The 14,248-nt window shown below is 68.1% G+C and carries 16 protein-coding genes; 14 read left to right on the top strand and 2 right to left on the bottom strand.

What is annotated here, in order from left to right; genetic code table 11:
- Positions 1 to 30: 30 nt before the first annotated feature.
- The 4 genes from hisB to MO1_RS08825 are packed head-to-tail and all read left to right on the top strand — an operon-like array spanning position 31 to position 2,846.
- Positions 31 to 642 (top strand): imidazoleglycerol-phosphate dehydratase HisB, encoded by a 612-nt coding sequence (gene hisB / locus MO1_RS08810; RefSeq protein ID WP_036313748.1) that lies wholly within the window; start codon positions 31 to 33, stop codon positions 640 to 642.
- On the top strand, positions 639 to 1,283 hold the full coding sequence (gene hisH, locus MO1_RS08815) for an imidazole glycerol phosphate synthase subunit HisH (RefSeq protein WP_036313751.1): 645 nt from the start codon (positions 639 to 641) through the stop codon (positions 1,281 to 1,283). The genes hisB and hisH overlap by 4 nt, the downstream gene beginning before the upstream one ends.
- 53 nt (positions 1,284 to 1,336) lie before the next feature.
- A complete protein-coding gene (gene priA, locus MO1_RS08820) occupies positions 1,337 to 2,083 on the top strand; it encodes a bifunctional 1-(5-phosphoribosyl)-5-((5-phosphoribosylamino)methylideneamino)imidazole-4-carboxamide isomerase/phosphoribosylanthranilate isomerase PriA (RefSeq protein ID WP_036313754.1) in 747 nt (248 codons plus the stop codon).
- Entirely contained in the window at positions 2,067 to 2,846 is a 780-nt protein-coding gene (locus tag MO1_RS08825) for an SseB family protein (protein WP_060915821.1), read from the top strand. The genes priA and MO1_RS08825 overlap by 17 nt, the downstream gene beginning before the upstream one ends.
- A gap of 41 nt (positions 2,847 to 2,887) precedes the next feature.
- On the opposite strand, the gene MO1_RS08830 is transcribed toward MO1_RS08825, so the two are convergent.
- Positions 2,888 to 3,286, bottom strand: a complete 399-nt coding sequence (locus tag MO1_RS08830) for a DUF1844 domain-containing protein (RefSeq protein WP_036313760.1) — start codon at positions 3,284 to 3,286, stop codon at positions 2,888 to 2,890.
- A 252-nt stretch (positions 3,287 to 3,538) separates the two neighbouring features.
- On the opposite strand from MO1_RS08830, the gene infC reads away from it, so the two are divergent.
- From infC to pheT, 10 genes are all read left to right on the top strand, one after another.
- Entirely contained in the window at positions 3,539 to 4,165 is a 627-nt protein-coding gene (infC, locus tag MO1_RS08835) for a translation initiation factor IF-3 (RefSeq protein ID WP_095996061.1), read from the top strand.
- Between the two features lie 47 nt (positions 4,166 to 4,212).
- Complete coding sequence (rpmI, locus tag MO1_RS08840) at positions 4,213 to 4,407, top strand: 50S ribosomal protein L35 (protein ID WP_036313763.1); 195 nt, start codon at positions 4,213 to 4,215, stop codon at positions 4,405 to 4,407.
- Between the two features lie 29 nt (positions 4,408 to 4,436).
- On the top strand, positions 4,437 to 4,817 hold the full coding sequence (gene rplT / locus MO1_RS08845; RefSeq protein ID WP_036313766.1) for a 50S ribosomal protein L20: 381 nt from the start codon (positions 4,437 to 4,439) through the stop codon (positions 4,815 to 4,817).
- A gap of 83 nt (positions 4,818 to 4,900) precedes the next feature.
- Complete coding sequence (locus MO1_RS08850) at positions 4,901 to 5,710, top strand: TrmH family RNA methyltransferase (RefSeq protein ID WP_036313888.1); 810 nt, start codon at positions 4,901 to 4,903, stop codon at positions 5,708 to 5,710.
- A gap of 141 nt (positions 5,711 to 5,851) precedes the next feature.
- The gene (locus tag MO1_RS08855) at positions 5,852 to 6,571 is read left to right on the top strand and encodes an amino acid ABC transporter ATP-binding protein (protein ID WP_174520574.1); all 720 of its coding nucleotides are present in this window, start codon (positions 5,852 to 5,854) and stop codon (positions 6,569 to 6,571) included.
- Positions 6,572 to 6,631: 60 nt separating this feature from the next.
- Positions 6,632 to 7,534: a glutamate ABC transporter substrate-binding protein gene (locus MO1_RS08860; RefSeq protein WP_036313772.1), complete on the top strand. Its 903-nt coding sequence runs from the start codon at positions 6,632 to 6,634 to the stop codon at positions 7,532 to 7,534.
- Between the two features lie 57 nt (positions 7,535 to 7,591).
- Positions 7,592 to 8,239, top strand: a complete 648-nt coding sequence (locus MO1_RS08865; protein ID WP_036313774.1) for an amino acid ABC transporter permease — start codon at positions 7,592 to 7,594, stop codon at positions 8,237 to 8,239.
- On the top strand, positions 8,236 to 9,162 hold the full coding sequence (locus tag MO1_RS08870) for an amino acid ABC transporter permease (RefSeq protein WP_036313777.1): 927 nt from the start codon (positions 8,236 to 8,238) through the stop codon (positions 9,160 to 9,162). The genes MO1_RS08865 and MO1_RS08870 overlap by 4 nt, the downstream gene beginning before the upstream one ends.
- 48 nt (positions 9,163 to 9,210) lie before the next feature.
- On the top strand, positions 9,211 to 10,251 hold the full coding sequence (gene pheS / locus MO1_RS08875) for a phenylalanine--tRNA ligase subunit alpha (RefSeq protein WP_036313780.1): 1,041 nt from the start codon (positions 9,211 to 9,213) through the stop codon (positions 10,249 to 10,251).
- Positions 10,251 to 12,761 (top strand): phenylalanine--tRNA ligase subunit beta, encoded by a 2,511-nt coding sequence (pheT, locus tag MO1_RS08880; protein WP_060915822.1) that lies wholly within the window; start codon positions 10,251 to 10,253, stop codon positions 12,759 to 12,761. The genes pheS and pheT overlap by 1 nt, the downstream gene beginning before the upstream one ends.
- Before the next feature lie 69 nt (positions 12,762 to 12,830).
- Here the strand turns inward: pheT and MO1_RS08885 are convergent, their stop codons facing one another.
- Complete coding sequence (locus tag MO1_RS08885) at positions 12,831 to 14,219, bottom strand: carboxylesterase family protein (RefSeq protein WP_036313786.1); 1,389 nt, start codon at positions 14,217 to 14,219, stop codon at positions 12,831 to 12,833.
- Between the last annotated feature and the right edge of the window lie 29 nt (positions 14,220 to 14,248).

Raw genomic sequence — 14,248 nt, forward strand, 5'->3', positions numbered from 1 at the left:
ACGGATGCCGCGCGTCGATAGACTCGACGTATGAGCACCCCCGCGCCCCGCACTGCCTCTGTTCGGCGTGCGACGAGCGAATCGACCATCGAGCTCGACCTGGATCTCGACGGCTCCGGTCAGAGCACCATCGAGACGACCGTCCCGTTCTTCGACCACCTGCTTACCGCCTTCGCGAAGCACTCCCTCATCGACCTGACGGTTCGTGCGACGGGCGACATCCACATCGACGCACACCACACGGTCGAAGACACCGCCATCGTGCTCGGACAGGCGATCCGTCAAGCCCTCGGCGACAAGGCTGGCATCTCTCGCTACGGCGATGCCCTCGTCCCCCTCGACGAGGCGCTGGCCCAGGCCGTCGTCGACATCAGTGGTCGCCCCTACCTCGTCCACTCCGGCGAGCCTGAGGGCTACGAGTTCCACCTCATCGGCGGCCACTTCACCGGTTCGCTGGTCCGGCACACGTTCGAGGCGATCGCGTTCCACGCGGGTCTCACGGTGCACGTCACGCTCGTAGCCGGGCGTGACCCTCACCACATCGCCGAAGCCGAGTACAAGGCTTTCGCGCGCGCATTTCGTCAGGCGAAGTCGCTCGACCCGCTCGTTCAGGGCATCCCCAGCACGAAGGGCGCGCTGTGACCGCAGCACCGCTGGTCGCGGTCCTCGATTACGGTTCGGGCAATGTCCACTCGGCGGTCAAGGCGCTGAACGAAGCGGGCGCAGATGCGCGCTTGACGCGTGATCGCGGTCTGATCGCGGATGCCGCGGGGCTACTCGTGCCGGGCGTGGGGGCGTTCTCCGCCGTCATGTCGGCGCTCGCAGCCAGCCGCGGCGACGAGCTCATCGGCCGTCGCTTGGCGGGCGGGATGCCGGTGCTCGGCATCTGCGTCGGCATGCAGGTCATGTTCGAGCTCGGCGTCGAACGCGGTGTCGACACCGAGGGCCTGGGAGAGTGGCCGGGGTCGGTCACCGAACTCGAGGCGCCCGTCCTCCCGCACATGGGGTGGAACACCGTCCGCGCCGGAGAAGGGTCAACCCTGTTCGCAGGCCTCGAAGAGGAGCGGTTCTACTTCGTCCACTCCTACGGAGCGCAGGACTGGACCCTCGATGTGATCAAGCCGTTCCGCGAGCCCGTGCTCACGTGGTGCGATTACGGCAAACCGTTCCTCGCCGCCGTCGAGAACGGTCCGCTGTCGGCGACGCAGTTCCACCCGGAGAAGTCGGGGGCCGCCGGCATCCGGTTGCTCTCGAACTGGATCTCCTCGCTTCCCGCCGCCTAGTACTCTGTCCCCTTGTGCGCGCGCCCGGCGTGCACACCGTCCCACCCGGAGCCATGAACGATTTCGCATCTACGCCCGAATTGATCCTGCTGCCCGCTGTCGATGTCGCCGGCGGTAAGGCTGTCCGCCTGACGCAGGGCGAGGCCGGCACAGAGACGAGCTACGGCGACCCGGTCGACGCAGCTCAGGAATGGGCTCGCCAGGGCGCCGACTGGATCCACCTCGTCGACCTCGACGCCGCCTTCGGTCGCGGCTCGAACGCGTCGCTCATGCGCAAGGTCATCAAGTCACTCCGCGGCGTGCAGATCGAGCTGTCGGGCGGCATCCGCGACGACGAGTCGCTCGACGCCGCGCTCGACTCGGGTGCGACCCGCATCAACCTCGGCACCGCTGCGCTCGAGAACCCCGAGTGGGCGGCCGATGTCATCCTGCGCTACGGCGAGGCGATCGCCGTCGGTCTCGACGTCCGCGGCACGACGCTCGCTGCGCGCGGGTGGACCCGCGACGGCGGGGACCTCTGGCACGTTCTCGATCGTCTGGAGGATGCCGGTTGCAGCCGGTACGTCCTCACCGACGTGACGAAGGATGGCACCCTGCAGGGGCCGAACATCGAGCTGCTCCGCGAGGTTGCCGTCCGCACCGACAAGCCGGTCGTCGCCTCGGGCGGGATCTCGAGCCTCGACGACATCGTCGCGCTTCGCGAGCTCGTCCCGTTGGGCGTCGAGGGTGCGATCGTCGGGAAGGCTCTCTACGCCGGTGCGTTCACGCTGGCCGAGGCACTGGATGTCGCCGGACACTGACCCGCACTCCGGCGGCTCGGCTGATTCCGCCGGTGTCCCCTGGGAAGGCCGGAGCTTCCAGCCGAACCCGCACAGCGGCGACGACGGGAGTGCCGACCCCGCCTTGCTGGCCGCGTTGATCGCGTTCCATGCGGGGGAGGGGCCCGCCGCCGATGTCGTGGACGCCTACCGCAGCGCCCGGCTCCTCATCCCACTCGTCGCCCAGAAGGGCGAGGAGGGCGTCGGTCCGACCGGGCTCACGGTGGACAAGACGCAGGAGCTGTCGATCGTCACGGTCGCTGCTCCCGACGGCCGCAAGGTCCTGCCGGTGTTCTCGTCGGTTGCGACGATGTCGCGATGGGATGCGGCCGCTCGCCCTGTCCCCGCCGATGGCATCCGCACGGCTCTGTCGGCGGCAGCGGATGACACCGAGCTCATCGTCATCGACCCCGGAAGCGACACCGAGTTCGTGCTGCGGCGTCCCGCGGTCTGGGCCATCGGACAGGGTCACCCGTGGGAGCCCCCGCATGTCTCGCCCGAGGTCTTCGCAGGCCTGCAGGAGTCGATCGGCACCGAGCTCGGCGTCCTCGACCTCTCCGTCGCCGCGGGAGATGTGCACTCACGGCTGCGGGGACCGGAGCTCGTCGTGAGTCTGCACCTCGTCGACGGCCTCGACCAGGCGGCGCTGGACGCCATCCTGCAGCGGCTCGCGTCGCGTTGGGCGTCCGACGATCGTGTCGCGGTCCTCGTCGACTCCCTGACGGTCAAGCTCGTTCGCGCGTGAGGGGTGGATGCCGCGGCATCCACCCCTCACGCGCTGCGATGTCAGTTGACGGGACCAGTCCACTTCTCGCCAGGCCCCTTGCCGATCGGGTCGGGGATCGAGGAGGCCTCGCGGAACGCGAGCTGGAGCGTCCGGAGCCCGTCCCGGAGCGAACGTGCGTGCATGTCGCTGACTTCGGGGGCTGCCGCCGTGATGAGGCCGGCGAGTGCGTTGATGAGCTTCCGTGCCTCGTCGAGGTCCTTCTGCTGGTCGGGGGCGTCGGCGAGGCCGAGTTTCACGGCCGCGGCGCTCATCAGATGGACCGAGGTGGTGGTGATCACCTCGACCGCCGGGACGTCCGCGATGTCGCGCGTGGCCGACTGCGCGACCCGTTCCTGTTCGTCCCAACGCGAGAGGCGCTCGGGGTCGTGATCACTGTGGTCGGCCGGAATAGTACTCACGTGCTGCTCTCTGCTAGACTTCTGCGGGCACCGGAGTGTTCTGCTCCGTGTCGAAAGAGGATCACATCCCACCCGCGCTTGCCGCTCCAGGCTACCGGGTCTCGCACTCCGCCTCGCTCGTTGAGGTTGTCCAGGGTGCAGAACACAGAACGCCGATGCGTGCATCGTGCGGGGTGGACGTGACGATCTTCCGCCCGGCGACACATTTTCCGTGTCACCGGAGGCTGTCCACCGCACGAAGAGGAGTTCCGCATCAGCGATCCCCGCACCAATGACCGCATCCGCGTTCCCGAGGTACGCCTCGTGGGACCCGCGGGTGAACAGGTCGGCGTCGTCCGCATCGAGGTGGCCATGCGCCTGGCCCAAGAGGCCGAACTCGATCTCGTCGAGGTAGCCCCGAACTCGAAGCCCCCCGTGGTCAAGATCATGGATTACGGCAAGTTCAAGTACGAGGCTGCGCAGAAGGCAAAGGAAGCGCGGCGCAATCAGGCGAACACCGTCCTCAAGGAGGTTCGGTTCCGTCTGAAGATCGAGGCGCACGACTACATAACCAAGCTCAAGCGCGCCGAAGGCTTCCTCCAGGCGGGCGACAAGGTGAAGGCGATGATCCTCTTCCGCGGTCGCGAGCAGTCGCGTCCCGAGCAGGGCGTACGTCTCCTCCGCAAGTTCGCTGAGGACGTCGCCGAGTTCGGCACCGTGGAGTCGAACCCAATGATCGATGGCCGCAACATGGTCATGGTCGTCGCACCCCACAAGAACAAGTCCGAGGTCAAGACCGAGCAGAACGCCGTTCGCGCGGCGTCGAAGCAGGCTGCGCGCGATGCGCGTGGCGGTCAGGCCGACGGCGAAGAGACCACCGCTTCCGCCCCGGCGGAGTAAGCGCACCACAGACTCCCGCCCGCGGGATCCCCAACGAAGGAAGAGATATGCCGAAGCAGAAGACCCACTCGGGTGCCAAGAAGCGTTTCAAGGTCACCGGCAGCGGCAAGCTGATGAAGCAGCAGGCAAACCTGCGCCACAACCTTGAGGGCAAGTCGACCCGTCGTACCCGTCGCCTCGACCAGGAGCAGGTCCTGGCCAAGGGTGACGCCAAGGTCGCCAAGAAGCTCCTCGGCATCTGATCGCCGACGCACATTAGGAAGTAGAAGAAATGGCTAGAGTCAAGCGGGCTGTCAACGCCCACAAGAAGCGTCGCGTCATCCTCGAGCGCGCCTCCGGTTACCGCGGACAGCGTTCGCGTCTGTACCGCAAGGCGAAGGAGCAGGTCACCCACTCGCTCGTCTACGCGTACCGTGACCGTCGCAAGCGCAAGGGCGACTTCCGTCGCCTTTGGATCCAGCGCATCAACGCCGCTGCCCGCCAGAACGGCATCACGTACAACCGCTTCATCCAGGGCCTCGGCCTTGCCGGTGTCCAGGTCGACCGTCGCATGCTCGCCGAGCTCGCGGTCAACGAGCCCGCCGTCTTCACCTCGCTCGTCGCGACGGCGAAGGCTGCGCTGCCGGCTGACGTGAACGCCCCCAAGGCCTGATCGCGTCACCTTTGTGAAAGGGCGTCCTCTTCGGAGGGCGCCCTTTCGCGTGTCCGCCGGACGTGCGCCCCTACACTGAGAACGTGCTCGAGAACCCCCGGTCGCCGCGTGTCCGTGCTGTTGCGAAGCTGACCAAGCGCGCAGCTCGTCAGGAGACGGGGCTCTACCTCCTCGAAGGGCCGCAGGCCGCCCGAGAGGCCCTCACCTGGCGACCCGACACGCTGGTCGAGCTGTACGCCACCCCCTCGGCGTGGGAGAAGCACCAGGACATTCGCGAGGCGGCATCCGATGCGGGAGTCGAAGCGGAATTCGCGAGCGAGGCCGTCATCGAGGCCATGGCCGACACGGTCACCCCGCAGGGCATCATCGCCGTCGCCCGCCAAGTGCCGACGTCAGTGCGCGACATCTTCGCCGATGACCCGAAACTCATCGTGATCTGCGAGGAGGTGCGGGACCCGGGAAACCTCGGCACGATCATCCGTGCCGCGGATGCCGTCGGTGCCGACGCGGTCATCCTCACCGGTCGCACCGTCGACCCCTTCAACCCCAAGGTGGTCCGTGCAACGACCGGCTCGCTCTTCCACCTTCCGGTGGCGGTCGGCATCGAACTGGCGGATGCCGCGGGTCGTGCCCGCTCGGCGGGGCTCCGGATCGTTGCGGCCGATGTCGGGGGAGAGGACTTCGTCGATCACCGCGGGACCCTCGCCGAGCCGACCGCCTGGGTGTTCGGAAACGAGGCCCGAGGCCTCGACGACGATGCGCTGGCGTTGGTCGATCTGTCGCTTCGCCTGCCGATCTACGGTCGGGCCGAATCGTTGAACCTCGCCACCGCCGCGAGCGTCTGTCTGTACGAGTCCGCTTTCGCCCAGCGCGCGGGCAACGGACCCGAATGATTACGGAACTGTAAACCCCGCGCAACCAGGCGGGTCTCCGGACGTCATCCCCCATAGGGTCGGAGCATGACCACTCCTGCTGCCGATCCTGCGCCGCGCACGTCGAACATCGACGTCCGCCGAGGCCAGCCGCTCGTCGTCATGACGAACGTGCAGAAGCACTACGGCGACTTCCAGGCCCTCACCGACATCGACTTGTCGGTCAACCGCGGCGAGGTCGTTGTCGTCGTCGGCCCGTCCGGGTCGGGCAAGTCGACGCTCTGCCGCACCATCAACCGGCTCGAGACGATCACGAGCGGGTCGATCACCATCGACGGAGCCGACCTCCCCGCCGAGGGCAAGGCGCTCGCGGCGCTCCGTGCCGACGTGGGCATGGTCTTCCAGTCGTTCAACCTCTTCTCCCACCTCACGATCCTCGAGAACGTCACCCTCGGGCCGATCAAGGTCAAAGGCATGAAGAAGGCGGATGCCGACAAGCTCGCCCGTGAACTGCTCGACCGTGTGGGCGTCGGGCACCAGGCCGACAAGCTGCCTGCGCAGCTGTCCGGTGGCCAGCAGCAGCGCGTCGCGATCGCCCGTGCTCTGGCGATGAAGCCGAAGGTGATGCTCTTCGACGAGCCCACGTCGGCTCTCGACCCCGAGATGATCAACGAGGTCCTCGACGTGATGGTCGGCCTCGCGCAGGACGGGATGACGATGATCGTCGTCACCCACGAGATGGGCTTCGCCCGCAAGGCGGCTGACCGGGTGGTCTTCATGGCCGACGGGCAGATCGTGGAAGAGGCAGCTCCGCAGGAGTTCTTCACCAACCCGAAGAGCGATCGGGCGAAGGACTTCCTCTCCAAGCTCATCACCCACTGAGACGTCCGCGCCCTGCACCGGCGCGACGAACGACGAACGACACGAAACCAGGAGGATCACATGCGTAAGACTCGACTTGCCGGCGCCTTCGCCGGAATCGCGATCGCGGCACTCGCGCTCGCAGGCTGCAACAGCGGCAGCCCGACCAGCCCCGGCGGCGCCAATGGCGGCGGCGAAGAGACCGAAGGCCTCTGGGAGGTCGCGAGCGACGTCAAGCTCGATGGCAGCCCGACGTTCGACGCAATGACGGAGCGCGACAAGGTCGTCGTCGGCGTCAAGAGCGACCAGCCCGGCCTGGGCTACGAGGACGCCGCTTCCGGCGAACGTACGGGCTTCGACGTCGACATCGCGCGGTGGATCGCGGCGTCGCTCGGCTTCGAGGAGAGCAAGATCGAGTACAAGTCGATCCCCTCTGCCAACCGCGAGCAGTCCCTCGTCAACGGGGACATCGACTACTACGTAGGCACGTATTCGATCACTGACTCCCGCAAGGAGCAGATCGACTTCGCAGGTCCTTACTTCGTCACGGGTCAGGGTCTGCTCGTCGCCAAGGACAACACCGACATCACGAGCCCCGACGACCTCGCCGGCAAGGTCGTGTGCTCGGTGACCGGTTCCACCCCGCTGCAGCGGATCCGTGACGAGTACAAGCCGGGCGACACCCGCGAGTACGACACGTATTCGCAGTGCATCGACCAGCTCCTGCAGGGCCAGGTGGATGCGATCACGACCGATGAGGCGATCCTCGCGGGTTACGTTGCGCAGCAGCCCGACAAGCTGAAGATCGCCGGAGAGCCTTTCAGCACCGAGAACTACGGCGTCGGCCTCCCCAAGGGGGACACGGTGCTCAAGGAGCACATCAACAAGCTGTTCACCGACGGTGGAGATGTGTGGACTGCTCTGTTCGACGAGCACCTCGCGCCCTCGGGCATCAAAGCAACCCAGCCTGCCGTCGAGAACTGACGACGATCGGGGGCGGCGCAAGCCGCCCCCGATCCCGATCCACCGGGAGGAACGCCCATGGGCGTCATCACCGACAACCTCGACCTGTGGCGTGACGCTCTCGTCGGGACGCTGATCCTGTTCGTCGGAGGCGGAATACTGGCATTGGTCCTCGGGATCATCGTCGGCGCTATGCGCGTGTCGCCTGTGCCGATTGCTCGTGGGGTCGGAACCCTCTACGTCAACACCATCAGGAACACGCCGCTCACTCTCGTCTTCTTTGGGTTCGCCTTCGCGCTACCGCCTCTTCTCGAGCTCCGCATCGACCCCGTCCAGTTGGGCATCGCAGCGCTCGGTATCTATACGGCCACCTATGTGGCAGAGACCATCCGCTCCGGCGTCAACACCGTCCCCGTCGGGCAGGCGGAAGCCGCCCGAGCGCTCGGCCTGACGTTCGGACAGGTGATGTCCCTCGTGGTCATGCCCCAGGCGTTCCGCTCCGTCATCCCGCCGATGATGAGCGTCTTCATCGCACTCCTCAAGAACACCACGGTCGCGGCGGGCTTCTCGGTCGTCAACCTCGGGTCCATCCGTGCTTACCTGAGCGAGCGCGGCGAGAGCCAGATGGCCGTGATCCTCTGGGTGATGGTGATCTTCATCGCGCTCGTCCTGCTGCTGTCGTGGCTGCAGCGACGACTCGAGCTCCGTTGGAAGGTGGCGCGATGAGCAGCGTTCTCTACGATGTTCCCGGTCCCAAGGCGGTCGCACGCAACCGCGTGATCGCAGTCGTGACGATCTTGCTCGTCGCCGCCGTCATCGGCTTCTTCGTCTGGCGTCTCGCAGCCACGGGACAGTTCACCGCGGAGAAGTGGTACGCCTTCACGTTCACGAACGTGTGGATCAACGTTGCGAAGGCGGCCGGCAACACCCTCGCGGCCTTCGGTGCGGCGGCCGTCGGCGCTCTCGTCTTCGGTTTCGTCCTGGCCATCGGCCGACTCTCGGACCATGCATGGGTGCGTGCCCCGTTCACCGCCGTGATCGAGGTGCTGCGCGCAATCCCTGTCCTGGTGATGATGTTCCTGTTGTACTACGGCCTCCCGGTCGTCGGCGTGCGCCTCGAGCCCTACTGGGCGGTCGTCATCGCGCTCATCGCGTACAACGGATCGGTCTTGGCGGAGGTCATCCGAGCGGGCGTCGAGTCTCTGCCCCGTGGGCAGAAAGAAGCCGGCTACGCGATCGGACTCCGCAAAAGCGGCGTCATGCGACTCGTTCTTCTGCCGCAGGCGGTCCGGACGATGATGCCGGTGATCATCGCACAGCTCGTGGTGACTTTGAAGGACACGGCACTCGGATACATCATCACGTACGAGGAACTGCTGTTCTACGCGCGCTTCATCGGGTCGCAGTCCACGTATGGCTCTCCGATCGTGCCCGCGACCCTGATCGTCGCGGCGATCTACATCGCCCTGTGCCTTCTGCTGTCGCTGGTCGCGAATCGCGTCGAGAAGCGTCTGCGTCGCTCGCCGCGCACGACCGGGGCTGCACCGAGCCGCCCTCTCGGCGAGACCACTGACACGGAGCTCATCATCGCCCAGCGCGGCGGGGGGAAGTTCAACCTCGGTGCTGGCGGGGGCGACGGGCGCATCTGACGACGCACCGGCGGGCCGCACTTCGGCCCGCCGGTAGACTCGTTTCTCGTGTCCGACGCACCTGAGATCACCCCCGAGGCGGTGGATGCCGCCGTCGCTGACGCGCTGGCAGCCTTCGCCGCCGCCCCCGACACCGCAGCGCTGAAAGCGGCTCGTTCCGCCCACAGCGCTGAGGGGTCGCCGCTCGCGCGGTTGAACGCGCAGCTGCGGAATGTGCCGAACGACCAGAAGGCTGCCTTCGGCAAGCTCGTCGGCCAGGCACGTGGACGCGTCAATCAGGCCCTCGCTGCCCGCGAGGCGGAGCTCGCTGCCGCCGAGACGGCCGCGAAGCTCGAGGCCGAGCGCGTCGACATCACGGCGATCGCCCCCCGCGGACGCGTGGGCGCCCGGCATCCCATCTCCCTCCTCCAGGAGGAGATCGCGGACCTGTTCGTCGGCATGGGGTGGGAGATCGCGGAGGGACCCGAGCTCGAGCACGAGTGGTTCAACTTCGATGCGTTGAACTTCGCCCCCGATCACCCGGCGCGTCAGATGCAGGACACCTTCTTCGTAGACCCGGTCGCCCGCCACCTCGTCATGCGCACGCACACGAGCCCCGTCCAGGTGCGCTCGATGCTCGAGCGCGACGTGCCGATCTACATCCTCTGCCCGGGTCGGGTGTACCGCACCGATGAGTTCGACGCGACGCACCTCCCCGCCTTCACGCAGTTCGAGGGGCTCGTTATCGACAAGGGCATCACGATGGCGCACCTCAAGGGCACGCTCGACCACGCCGCGAAGGTGCTCTTCGGCGCCGAGGCGAAGACCCGGTTCCGCACCAATTACTTCCCCTTCACCGAGCCGTCCGCCGAGCTCGATCTGTGGCACCCCACTTTCCCCGGTGGCGCCCGCTGGATCGAATGGGGCGGATGCGGGATGGTGAACCCCAACGTCCTCCGCGCCGCGGGCATCGACCCCGAGGTGTACTCGGGGTTCGCCTTCGGGATGGGCATCGAGCGGACGCTGATGTTCCGCAGCGATGTGCAGGACATGCGCGACATGGCCGAGGGCGATGTCCGCTTCAGCGAGCAGTTCGGAATGGTGGTCTGATGCGCGTCCCTCTTTCTTGGCTCGGCGAGTACGTCGACGTCACGCCCGGTACGACTCCCGAGGACGTTCTCGCTTCCTTCGTCTCGGTCGGCTTCGAGGAGGAAGACGTTCACGCGTTCGACCTCACCGGGCCTATCGTCGTCGGTCGGGTCGTCTCGTTCGACGCTGAGCCGCAGTCCAACGGCAAGACGATCCGCTGGTGCCAGGTGGATGTGGGCGAGGTGAACGGCGGTGTGCGCGGCATCGTCTGCGGAGCCGGCAACTTCTTCGAAGGCGACAAGGTCGTCGTGACGCTCCCCGGCGCAGTTCTCCCCGGTCCGTTCCCGATCGCCGCCCGCAAGACCTACGGCCACGTCTCCGACGGCATGATCGCCTCGGCGAAGGAGCTGGGCCTCGGCGAGGAGCACTCCGGCATCCTGCGTCTCACCGAACTCGGTCTCGACCCCGAGGTCGGCACCGACGCGATCGCGCTCCTCGGACTCGACGACGTCGCGGTCGACATCAACGTGACTCCCGACCGCGGCTACGCGCTCTCGATCCGCGGCGCCGCCCGCGAGTACGCTCACGCGACACGCGCCTCCTTCACCGACCCGGGTCTCCGCCCGTTCGAGGACCTCGAGCAGCCCACGGGCGGCTTCAACGTCACCGTCGATGACGCGTCCCCGATCCACGGCAAGCCGGGCGTGAGTGAGTTCGTCGTGCGCATCGTGCGCGATGTAGACCCCTCCCGGCCTACGCCGCCGTGGATGACGGCGCGGCTCTCGCTCGCCGGCATCCGGTCCCTCGGCATCCTCATCGACATCACCAACTACGTGATGCTCGAACTCGGCAACCCGATCCACGGCTACGACCTCGACACGCTGTCGGGTGGCATCACCGTACGACGCGCGGCGGCGGGGGAGAAGCTCACGACTCTCGACGGCAAGGAACGCACGCTCGACGCCGAAGATCTCCTGATCACCGACGGCTCGGGTCCCATCGGCCTCGCTGGCGTCATGGGCGGCGGCAAGACCGAGATGGGGGATGCCACGCGCAACGTCCTCATCGAAGCCGCGATCTTCGATCCCGTGTCGGTCGCCCGCACCGCCCGCCGGCACAAGCTCCCCAGCGAAGCCTCGCGCCGTTTCGAGCGCGGCGTCGACCCGCTCATCCCGTTCGTCGCGGCGCGCCGCGTCGCCGATCTCATGGTCGAGCTCGCGGGTGGGACGCTCGACACGACCACGGGCGGAGCTCTCTTCGCCGAGGTGTTCGTCCCCTCCGTCGAGCTCCCGACCGCGTTCGTCTCCGGCCTCATCGGCGTCGACTACACGTCCGACGAGATCGTCGGCGCGCTCGAGACGATCGGCTGCGAGGTCCTCGACGCTGACGGTGGCTGGGAGGTCATCCCGCCGTCCTGGCGTCCCGACCTGACCGATCGCTGGACCCTCGCCGAAGAGGTCGCGCGCCTTCATGGGCTCGACCGCATCCCTTCGATCCTTCCGACGCCGCCCTCGGGCCGTGGCCTCACCGCCCTCCAGCGCGGGCGTCGTCGCGTCGTGAACGCGCTGGCTGCTGCCGGTCACGTCGAGGTCGTCGCGTTCCCGTTCACGACCGAAGAGCAGAACGCCCTGCACGGCTCACCGTCGGGGGAGCACCTTCCGTCGATTCGCCTGGCGAACCCGCTCGACGGCCAGGCGCCGTTCCTGCGTCGTTCCCTTCTGCCGGGTCTCCTGCAGATCGCACACCGCAACGTGTCGCGTGGCTTCACCGACCTGGCGCTGTTCGAAACCGGCACCGTGTTCACGCCGGCACCGGGGGCCGAGTACGGCACGACGACCGTTCCGCCGCTCGCCCAGCTGCCCGACGAGGCGACACTCGCCGCGCTGCACGCCTCGATCCCGCCCCAGCCGCGCCATGTCGCCGTCCTTCTCCACGGCCACGCCGTGTCGAAGGCCCCGGGCCAGCAGGCGATCTCGTTCGATCTCGCCGACGCGCTCGGCGCCGTCCAGACGGTCGCGACCGCTGCGGGCGTGACGATCGACGTCCGTCAAGCGCAGCGCGCTGCCCTCCACCCGGGCCGCGCGGGTTCCCTCTTCGTGGGCGATGCCGAGGTCGGCTACGTGGGCGAGCTCCTGCCGACGGTCGCCGAGGCGGCCGACCTGCACGGGCGCGTCTTCGTCGCCGAGATCGATGTCGACGCGGTGCTGGCACTGACCCCTGCCCCGGATGCGACGCCGTCGCTCGCGACCTACCCTGCCGCGACTCAGGACGTGTCGCTCGTCGTCCCCGCTGACCTCGCCGCCAGCGAGGTGAGCGGCGCGCTCGCTCACGGCGCAGGCGCGTTGCTGGAGGACCTCCGCCTCGTGGACGACTACCGCGGCGCGGGCGTCCCGGACGGGTCGAAGAGCCTGACGTTCGCACTGCGCTTCCGCGCCGACGATCGCACGCTGACGGCGGCGGAGGCCACGGAGGCCAAGCTCGCGGGTGTGGCTGTCGCGGCGGAGCGGTACGGGGCCTCGATCCGGGACTGACGCACCAGGCGTTCCGCTCAGCCGCTCGCGGTGTCGGTTCGTCGCCGTCCTCAGGCGGTGAGGCTGGGATCAGTCGCGCTCGAAGCGCATGCCGCAGCCACGTGCGTCCACGTCGACCGCGACTGTTCCTGTGCGCGCGAAGGCCGCCCAGACGCGGCGCACGGTACGTCCGCGTGCGGCGACCTCCGGCCACGACTCCGGCGGCACGAGGCTCGTGCGCGTCCACGCCTCTCGCGTGCCGAGGATGAGCGGGACGTCGACCGTGTGCCCCACGCCGATGGGGCTGGATGGGGGAGCGGCCTCTAACACGTATCGCACCGCACGACCGCCCGCTGCACGGTGGCGCTCGGCGAACGCCTGGACAGGCCGGGTGTAGACGAACCGCGTCATCGGGCGGACCATCACCCCCATGAGGATCGCCCGGAGCGCTCGACCGAGCACCGGCACACGCAGGAGCGGCGCGATCACGGGCAGGGCCGGCAGGTACATCGCGATCTCGTCCCTGGTGGTCCCGATGAGGAGGTCGACCTCCGGCGCGACCGCGCGCCACGCGGCATCCCGGTCCTCCTCTCGGGGAAGCGGTGCGTGACCGTAGCGCGGACCCCACGGCAATCCCGAACGGATGCCGGAGGCCCACGACGCGCGCTCTGCCCGTGCCTGACGCCGCAGCACGGCATCCACCGGCGCGTCCGTGGGAAGCGCCCGCGTGATCCGAGCCATCGCGCGGAACATCCGCTCGCGCCCGGTCGTGATCCCGAGCGGCGGGCTCTGCACGATCGCCCTTCGGATGAGGCCGCGCGCACCGTCGCTGATCAGGAGGTGCAGGATCGCGTCGGCACCTGCGGACTGCCCCATCGCGGTGACCGTCTCGGGGTCGCCGCCGAACGCGGCGATCGAGTCGTGGATCCAGCGCAGCGCCTCGATCTGATCGAGCAGGCCGAGGTTGGCGGGCGCTCCGTCATGGGGACGCCTCGGACCAGATCCGCCCCCGCCGAAGCCCAGCATCCCCAGCCGTGAGGTCACGGCGACGACGATCACGCGCTGTTCGACGACGAGCGCGTGGGGATCGTAGATCGCCAGGTCGCCCGCTCCCGTCGTATATCCGCCGCCGTGGAACCAGACGATGACAGGCACGACCTCGCCGGAGCGAAGGTCGGCGGGCAGCGTGATGGAGAGGCGCTGGCAGTCCTCCGACTGCGGGACGCCGTCGAGGGCGCCCTGCATCAGGGTCTCGAGAATCCGTGACGACGGTTGCGGGCACGCCGGTGCTGTATCCGTCGCTCGCAGCACGAGAGGTTCACCGTCGAGTCCCGTCGGCGGTGCGGCCGGCGCGGGCGGCGCGCCGCGGTCGGCGTTCGCGTAGGGGATCCCGGAATAACGGATCACGTCCCCGTCGCGGCGGCCGGTGACGGGGCCGGAACGCGTCGGGATCGGACCGGGAACAGCGAGCGGCGGCATCCGGCAACGCTACCCGTCGCCGGCGATCC

It is taken from the genome of Microbacterium oleivorans NBRC 103075 (genome assembly GCF_001552475.1).
GTDB lineage: Bacteria > Actinomycetota > Actinomycetes > Actinomycetales > Microbacteriaceae > Microbacterium > Microbacterium oleivorans.